The organism is Streptomyces silvae, from assembly GCF_016745505.1.
GTDB classification, from domain to species: Bacteria; Actinomycetota; Actinomycetes; order Streptomycetales; family Streptomycetaceae; genus Streptomyces; species Streptomyces silvae.
In genome coordinates this window covers 37,693-43,921 of sequence record NZ_JAERUC010000072.1, presented here as the reverse complement: position 1 = coordinate 43,921, position 6,229 = coordinate 37,693, and the positions used below count along the sequence as shown (strand labels likewise).

General features: G+C 67.0%; 9 protein-coding genes, 1 tRNA gene and 1 pseudogene. 6 read left to right on the top strand and 5 right to left on the bottom strand.

Translation table 11 applies throughout. The annotated features are described in order from the left end of the window. On the top strand, positions 1–146 hold a 146-nt coding region (locus JKV81_RS09560; RefSeq protein WP_202075397.1), incomplete at its 5' end, for an ArsR/SmtB family transcription factor. A gap of 22 nt (positions 147–168) precedes the next feature. Here the strand turns inward: JKV81_RS09560 and JKV81_RS09555 are convergent. Continuing rightward, positions 169–495 (bottom strand): ArsR/SmtB family transcription factor, encoded by a 327-nt coding sequence (locus JKV81_RS09555; RefSeq protein WP_241748471.1) that lies wholly within the window; start codon positions 493–495, stop codon positions 169–171. 64 nt (positions 496–559) lie between these two features. Between JKV81_RS09555 and JKV81_RS09550 the strand changes: the two genes are divergently transcribed. Continuing rightward, positions 560–1,603: a flavin-containing monooxygenase gene (locus tag JKV81_RS09550; RefSeq protein ID WP_202075396.1), complete on the top strand. Its 1,044-nt coding sequence runs from the start codon at positions 560–562 to the stop codon at positions 1,601–1,603. A 48-nt stretch (positions 1,604–1,651) separates the two neighbouring features. Here JKV81_RS09550 and arsB read toward each other — a convergent pair whose 3' ends face one another. Both arsB and JKV81_RS09540 read right to left on the bottom strand, forming a co-directional pair. Next, on the bottom strand, positions 1,652–2,794 hold the full coding sequence (gene arsB, locus JKV81_RS09545; RefSeq protein ID WP_129264044.1) for an ACR3 family arsenite efflux transporter: 1,143 nt from the start codon (positions 2,792–2,794) through the stop codon (positions 1,652–1,654). Next, positions 2,791–3,099: an ArsR/SmtB family transcription factor gene (locus JKV81_RS09540; RefSeq protein WP_103492416.1), complete on the bottom strand. Its 309-nt coding sequence runs from the start codon at positions 3,097–3,099 to the stop codon at positions 2,791–2,793. The genes arsB and JKV81_RS09540 overlap by 4 nt, the downstream gene beginning before the upstream one ends. A gap of 94 nt (positions 3,100–3,193) precedes the next feature. On the opposite strand from JKV81_RS09540, the gene JKV81_RS09535 reads away from it, so the two are divergent. Both JKV81_RS09535 and trxB read left to right on the top strand, forming a co-directional pair. Further along, a complete protein-coding gene (locus JKV81_RS09535; RefSeq protein ID WP_129264042.1) occupies positions 3,194–3,616 on the top strand; it encodes an arsenate reductase ArsC in 423 nt (140 codons plus the stop codon). Then, a pseudogene (gene trxB, locus JKV81_RS09530) lies at positions 3,613–4,598 on the top strand (thioredoxin-disulfide reductase). The gene JKV81_RS09535 and the pseudogene trxB overlap by 4 nt, the downstream one beginning before the upstream one ends. A gap of 97 nt (positions 4,599–4,695) precedes the next feature. On the opposite strand, the gene JKV81_RS09525 reads toward trxB, so the two are convergent. After that, positions 4,696–4,851, bottom strand: coding sequence for a hypothetical protein (locus tag JKV81_RS09525; RefSeq protein WP_202075395.1), 156 nt, complete (start codon positions 4,849–4,851; stop codon positions 4,696–4,698). Positions 4,852–4,893: 42 nt separating this feature from the next. Between JKV81_RS09525 and JKV81_RS09520 the strand changes: the two genes are divergently transcribed. Both JKV81_RS09520 and JKV81_RS09515 read left to right on the top strand, forming a co-directional pair. Beyond that, complete coding sequence (locus tag JKV81_RS09520) at positions 4,894–5,313, top strand: SDR family oxidoreductase (protein WP_268980688.1); 420 nt, start codon at positions 4,894–4,896, stop codon at positions 5,311–5,313. Positions 5,314–5,343: 30 nt separating this feature from the next. Further along, entirely contained in the window at positions 5,344–5,781 is a 438-nt protein-coding gene (locus tag JKV81_RS09515; protein WP_129264038.1) for an NUDIX hydrolase, read from the top strand. A gap of 218 nt (positions 5,782–5,999) precedes the next feature. Here the strand turns inward: JKV81_RS09515 and JKV81_RS09510 are convergent. Next, positions 6,000–6,072 (bottom strand) — tRNA-Arg (locus tag JKV81_RS09510). Positions 6,073–6,229: the final 157 nt, after the last annotated feature.

The window sequence follows — 6,229 nt, the reverse complement described above, 5'->3', positions numbered from 1 at the left end:
TCTCCCAGCCGACGGTCTCCCATCACCTGAAGAAGCTGCGCGAGGCTGGCCTGCTTACCTCGGAGCGACGCGGGACCTGGGTCTACTACCAGGTAGCCCCGTCCGTCGTGGCGGCCATGGCCGCCATGCTTGACCTGCGCAGCTGACCTGCCCGCTCGCCCCTGCGGGTCAAGTAGCGCAGTCGGGAGGGCAGCAGTTCGCCAGGTACGCCTGGAGCGCGGAGAGGCGCTGGGCCATCGTGGCACCGTCGGCCCGGTAGTAGACCTGCTTGCCGTCCTTGCGGGAGATCACCAGGCCGCCGCGGCGCAGCAGGCTCAGATGCTCCGAGGCGGTTGAGGGCTTCAGTGCGCAGCGCTCGGCGACCTCGCTGACCGTCAGCTCGATGCCGCCGGTGAACTGCTGCAGTACCTTCTGGCGGGTTTCGCTGGCCAGGGCCTTGAGAAAGTCGGCCGTCGCCGGTTCCAGCGGGTGTGTACCAACGCCGTCTTCTGTCACAGCTTCCTGCCCAACATTTCGTCACTTCCCGAAATAACGACTCAATCGAAGGGTCCACGATCTCATGGAGCATGCCGATCTCATCGTCATCGGCGCTGGACAGTCCGGCTTGGCCACCGCGGCCCTTGCCCCGCGTCATGGCTTCACCCGCGTTCTGGTCCTGGAAGCCGCAGAGAAGCCGGGCGGGTCTTGGCCGCGTTACTACGACAGCCTCACGCTGTTCTCCCCGGCCCGGTACTCCTCCCTTCCCGGCATGCCGTTCCCCGGCGACCAGGACCGCTACCCGCGCCGGGACGAAGTCGTGGACTACCTGCGCGACTACGCCAAACGCCTGCCCGCCGACATCCGCACCTCGACCTCCGTCACCTCTGCAGCGCAGCAGGACGGTGCCTGGTCCGTGCTTGCCAGCGACGGGCGGAAGTTCACGGCCGGGGCGGTCGTCGCCGCGACCGGCGACTACGGCACGCCCTTCACTCCGGACCTCCCTGGCCGCCAGGACTTCGGCGGCCAGGCACTGCACGCCGCTGACTACCGCAGTCCCGACGTGTTCGCGGGGAAGCGGGTCGTCGTGGTCGGCGGAGGCAACTCCGCGATTCAGATTGCTGCGGACCTCGGCGTGGTCGCTGACACCACCCTGGCCAGCCGGCGCCCGATCGGCTGGTTGCCCCAGCGCCCCCTCGGCCGGGACCTGCACTGGTGGCTCAAGCACACCCGCCTCGATATCGCCCCGATCCGACGGCTACCGGCGAAGGTCCCCGTCTCTGTGGTCGATGACGGCCACTACCTGGCTGCACTGGACCGGCACGGCGTTGAACGCCGCGACATGTTCGCCCGGTACACGAACGAGGGCGTGGTGTGGGCCGACGGAACGAGAGAAGCCATCGATACAGTCCTGCTCGCCACCGGCTACCAGCTCACCTTTCCCTACCTGCACAGCAGCGGCGCCCTCGGCTCCGACGGCGCACCGCTCCACAAGGGCGGCATTGCCATCACCGTGCCGGGCTTCGGTTTCGTAGGCATGGAGTTCCAGCGCAGCTTCTCCTCCAAGACTCTGCGCGGCGTCGGCCGCGACGCGGGGTACGTGCTGTCCCGTCTGCAGAGGCGCTGAGCGACAGCGGCTCTGTGCGTGAGAACTGGTTCTGGCTCAACTTCTGTTTTAGCCGCGAGGCGCCTCAGGCTCCTTTTGCGAGGTGGCGAGCGCTGAGGGGGCGAACTTCTTGCGCCAGGCCAATGCGACGTACACCAGGCCGATCAGGACAGGGACCTCGATCAGCGGGCCGACGACGCCCGACAGCGCCTGGCCGGAGGTGACGCCGAAGGTGGCAATGGCGACGGCGATGGCCAGCTCGAAGTTGTTGCCCGCAGCGGTGAACGCGAGCGTGGCGGTGCGGTCGTACGCGAGGCCGAGGCCCTTGCCCAGGAGGAAGGTCCCGAAGAACATGATCGCGAAGTAGACCAAGAGCGGCAGCGCGATCCGCACGACGTCCAGCGGCTGGGAGGTGATGGTCTTCCCCTGGAGCGCGAAGAGGATGACGATCGTGAACAGCAGCCCGTACAGCGCCCAGGGGCCGATCTTCGGCAGGAACTTCGCCTCGTAGTTCTCGCGGCCCATCTTCTGCTCGCCGATGCGGCGGGTAAGGAAGCCGGCAAGCAGCGGGATGCCGAGGAAGATGACGACGTTCAGCGCGATATGCCAGACGGACACATCCAGGCCCTGGCCGTCGCCGAGGTTCATCCAGCGCGGCAGCAGGTCAAGGTAGAACCAGCCCAACAGGCCGAACGCGAACACCTGGAACACCGAGTTCAGAGCGACGAGAACAGCTGCGGCTTCGCGGTCACCGCAGGCGAGGTCGTTCCAGATGATGACCATGGCGATGCAGCGGGCGAGGCCGACGACGATCAGGCCGGTGCGGTACTCGGGCAGGTCGGGGAGGAAGATCCACGCCAGGGCGAACATGACCGCGGGGCCGACGACCCAGTTGATCACCAGCGAGGACACCATCAGCTTGCGGTCGCCGGTGACTGTGTCCAGCCGGTCGTAGCGGACCTTGGCCAGCACGGGGTACATCATCACCAGCAGACCGAGCGCGATCGGCAGGGAAATCCCGCCGACCTCGATCTTCGCGAGCGCGTCGTTCATCCCTGGGATGAGCCGGCCCAGCCCCAGGCCGACGGCCATGGCCAGCAGGATCCACACCGCCAGGTAGCGGTCGAGAGTGGAGAGCTTCTTGACGATCGAGTCGTCCCCCGCCGGGCCGGCACCCTGGGTGGAGACCGTGGTGGGCTCAGTGGAGGTCACGGGCAGGCCCTCTTGTTCTCGGCGGCTGTGCGGGCGGACTCGGCGAGTGCCGCGAATTGCTCGGAGAGCCCGGCGAGGACCTCGGGTCGCAGCTTGTAGTAGGTGAAGCGGCCACACGGCTCGGTCTCCACCACGCCGGCTTCGCGCAGGACCTTCATGTGGTTGGACAGGTTGGTCTGCTTCGCGCCGGTCTCCTCGACCAGGTGCGTCGTACAGAGCGTCTCGCGCGCCAGCAGGGTCACGATCTGGAGGCGGAGCGGATCGCCCAGCACCCGGATCAGATCAGGATCGACTGAAGTCAGCATGCACTGATACTCTCACATCACCACTCGCTGATACCAGCGGGGGCTGAAGTCATTGGCGACTGGTCCCGCCGTGCGACGAGAGAGAACGATCACCATGGCCGAGTCTTCCGGCAAGCCGTCCGTCCTGTTCGTCTGTGTCCACAACGCCGGCCGCTCCCAGATGGCCGCTGCCTGGCTGACTCACCTTGCCGGGGACGGCGTCGAGGTCCGCTCCGCCGGCTCGAACCCGGGCGCCTGCGTCAACCCTGCTGCCGTCGAGGCGATGGCCGAGGTCGGCATCGACATCTCCGCCGAGACCCCCAAGGTCCTCACCACCGACGCGGTCCGCGAGTCCGATGTCTGCATCACGATGGGCTGCGGTGACACCTGCCCTGTCTTCCCCGGTAAGCGCTACCTCGACTGGAAGCTCGAGGACCCCGCAGGCCAGGGCGTGGAAGCCGTCCGCCCCATCCGCGACGAGATCAGGACCCTCGTGGAGGGCCTGATCGCCGAGATCGCCCCGGAGGCCACGGCGTGAGCGTGATACGTGACGTCGTCATCATCGGCTCCGGCCCTGCCGGCTACACCGCTGCCCTCTACACCGCCCGTGCTCAGCTCAGGCCCGTTCTCTTCGGGAGCAGCATCTTCGTCGGTGGTTCCCTGACCACTACCACGGAGGTCGAGAACTTCCCTGGCTTTCCTGAGGGCGTCGACGGCCCCGAACTCATGGCAAAGATGCGGGCCCAGGCCGAGAAGTTCGGCGCCGAATGATCGACGACGACATCACCGACGTCGACCTCACCGGCCCTTCAAACTCCTCACCGACTCGAACGGCACCGTCCACCAGGCCCGGACGGTGATCGTCGCGACCGGCTCCGGCTACCGCAAGCTCGGCGTCCCAGGTGAAGAAGAGTTCTCCGGCCGAGGAGTGTCCTGGTGCGCCACCTGCGACGGCTTCCTTTTCCGTGACCGCGACATCGTCGTGGTCGGCGGCGGCGACACCGCTATGGAGGAATCCACCTTCCTGACTCGTTTCGCCAGGTCCGTGGCCGTCGTCCACCGCCGTTCCGCCCTTCGCGCTTCGCGCTTCGAAGGTCATGCAGAACCGCGCCTTCGCCGACGACAAGATCTCCTTCGTCTTCGACACCGAGGTCGCCGAACTCCGGCAGGAGGGGACCATGCTCGGTGGCATCGTTCTCCGGGACGTCCTCAGCGGCGCCACGCGAGAAGTAGCGGCCACCGGACTGTTCATTGCGATCGGACACGACCCGCGCACCGAGCTCTTCCGTGGTCAGCTCGACTTGGACGAGGAGGGCTACCTCAAGGTCTCCTCACCCACGACCCGGACGAACCTCCCTGGCGTCTTTGGTGCAGGCGATGTCGTCGACCACACCTATCGGCAGGCCGTCACCGCTGCCGGCAGTGGGGCCTCGGCCGCCCTGGATGCCGAGCGCTATCTGGCAGGGCTCCCCTCCGGCGACCTGGCTGACGCATCCATAGCCTCTGTCGCGGTCGCCTGATCCTGAACCGCAGGACGTCTGCGGGATCAATGCCCTGTCGCCCCGCCCTCGAAGGGAAGGCTAGGCGGGTCCCGAGCCGCCTGCTGGCCCTCGCCAGTCAGTCAGTGATGTGACCTGCCCGTTCACGAAGTTGCTGAGCCTCGGGAACCGCGCTGTACCGGCGCAGGCGTACGCGCATGTCCCGCAGTGCGGCCTGGACGCTGACCGAACGGATGCCGTCGGCGCAGCCAAGGAAGTCGCGCCAGGTGGCCATGGCGCCGTCGATGTCTCCTTGGCGTAGGCGGACCTCCCTCGACTGAACCTCACCGCGCACTACCGCGCCTGCCACGCGGTGGCCCCCGGCATGGTCGAAAGGCGCTGGGGCCGCATCGTGAACATCAGCAGCGTCAACGCCCGCGCCGGCCGGACCAATCTCGTCGCGTACAGCACCGCGAAGGCAGGGCTCCTGGGCCTCACCCGATCCCGCGCCCGTGAGCTGGGCCCGTACGGAGTCTGCGTCAACACGGTCCTGCCCGGCGCCATCCAGGTCGACGCCGAGACCGCGATCCCCGCCCGCCATCGCGCCAGCCCGGAGGACCAGATCAAGCGCCAGTGTGTTCCCCGCCGGGGGCGGCCCGAAGACGTGGCGGCGCTCGTGGCGTTCCTCGTCGGGCCCTCCGCATCGTTCGTCACTGGGCAATCGGTCCACGTCGATGGCGGCTGGCTGATGCACTGAGACCGTCAACAAGCAAGGAGACAGAACCGAATGATCGAACGGGTCCGAGCCGTCCTCGTCACCGAGCACGACACGATGCTGGTCATCCGCCGTACCAAGCCCAAAGTCCCCGTGTACTGGGTGCTTCCCGGTGGAGGTGTCGAAGCCGAAGACGAATCCCGGGAGGCTGCCCTTCACCGGGAGATCCACGAGGAGATCGCAGGGAAGGCGGACATCGTCCGCCTCCTCCACACGATGGAGTCCGACGACGAGCGTCAGCTGTTCTACCTCACCCGCATTGCGACCTGGTCCTTCGACGACCGCAGCGGGCCCGAGTTCAGTGCCCAGGGCCGGGGCGAATACGCACTGGAGGAGGTCCCGCTGACCATGGAGGGGATCGACAGCATCGATCTCAAGCCCGAGGAGATCACCCACGTTCTCCGAGGTGCCCTCGGTGACGGCTCTCTCTCGGATGCTGCTCCAGCTTGAGCGATGAATCGTGGCGTGCCAGTGGGGTCAGTGCTCTATGTGCTGGTCTCGCTGGCAGGTGCATGTGGCCTACGCCCCGACCGCCAGGGTGCTCATGGGGCGACGTCCGGGCGAGCAACGTCCCATCCGCTCACGCAAACGGCCCCGGACGAGAAGTCCGAGGCCGAGCAAGACCCCTCCCTGGGGGAGAAACCCCAGGTCAGAGCGGTAATGCGCTGTGCCCCCGGCAGGATTCGAACCTGCGACACCCGCTTTAGGAGAGCGGTGCTCTATCCCCTGAGCTACGAAGGCGGGGATCTGTCGGAAAACGTGTCTGAAAGTCTGCCGAGGTAGGCGGACTGCTTCAGGCTTGCTTGGCGACAGGTCGCGGTGGAAGCCGGTGAGGGCTTAGCCACCGCGGTCAGTGTAGCGGGTGGTGCGTGATCCGCAGGCGGATGTGTGCGCCCTG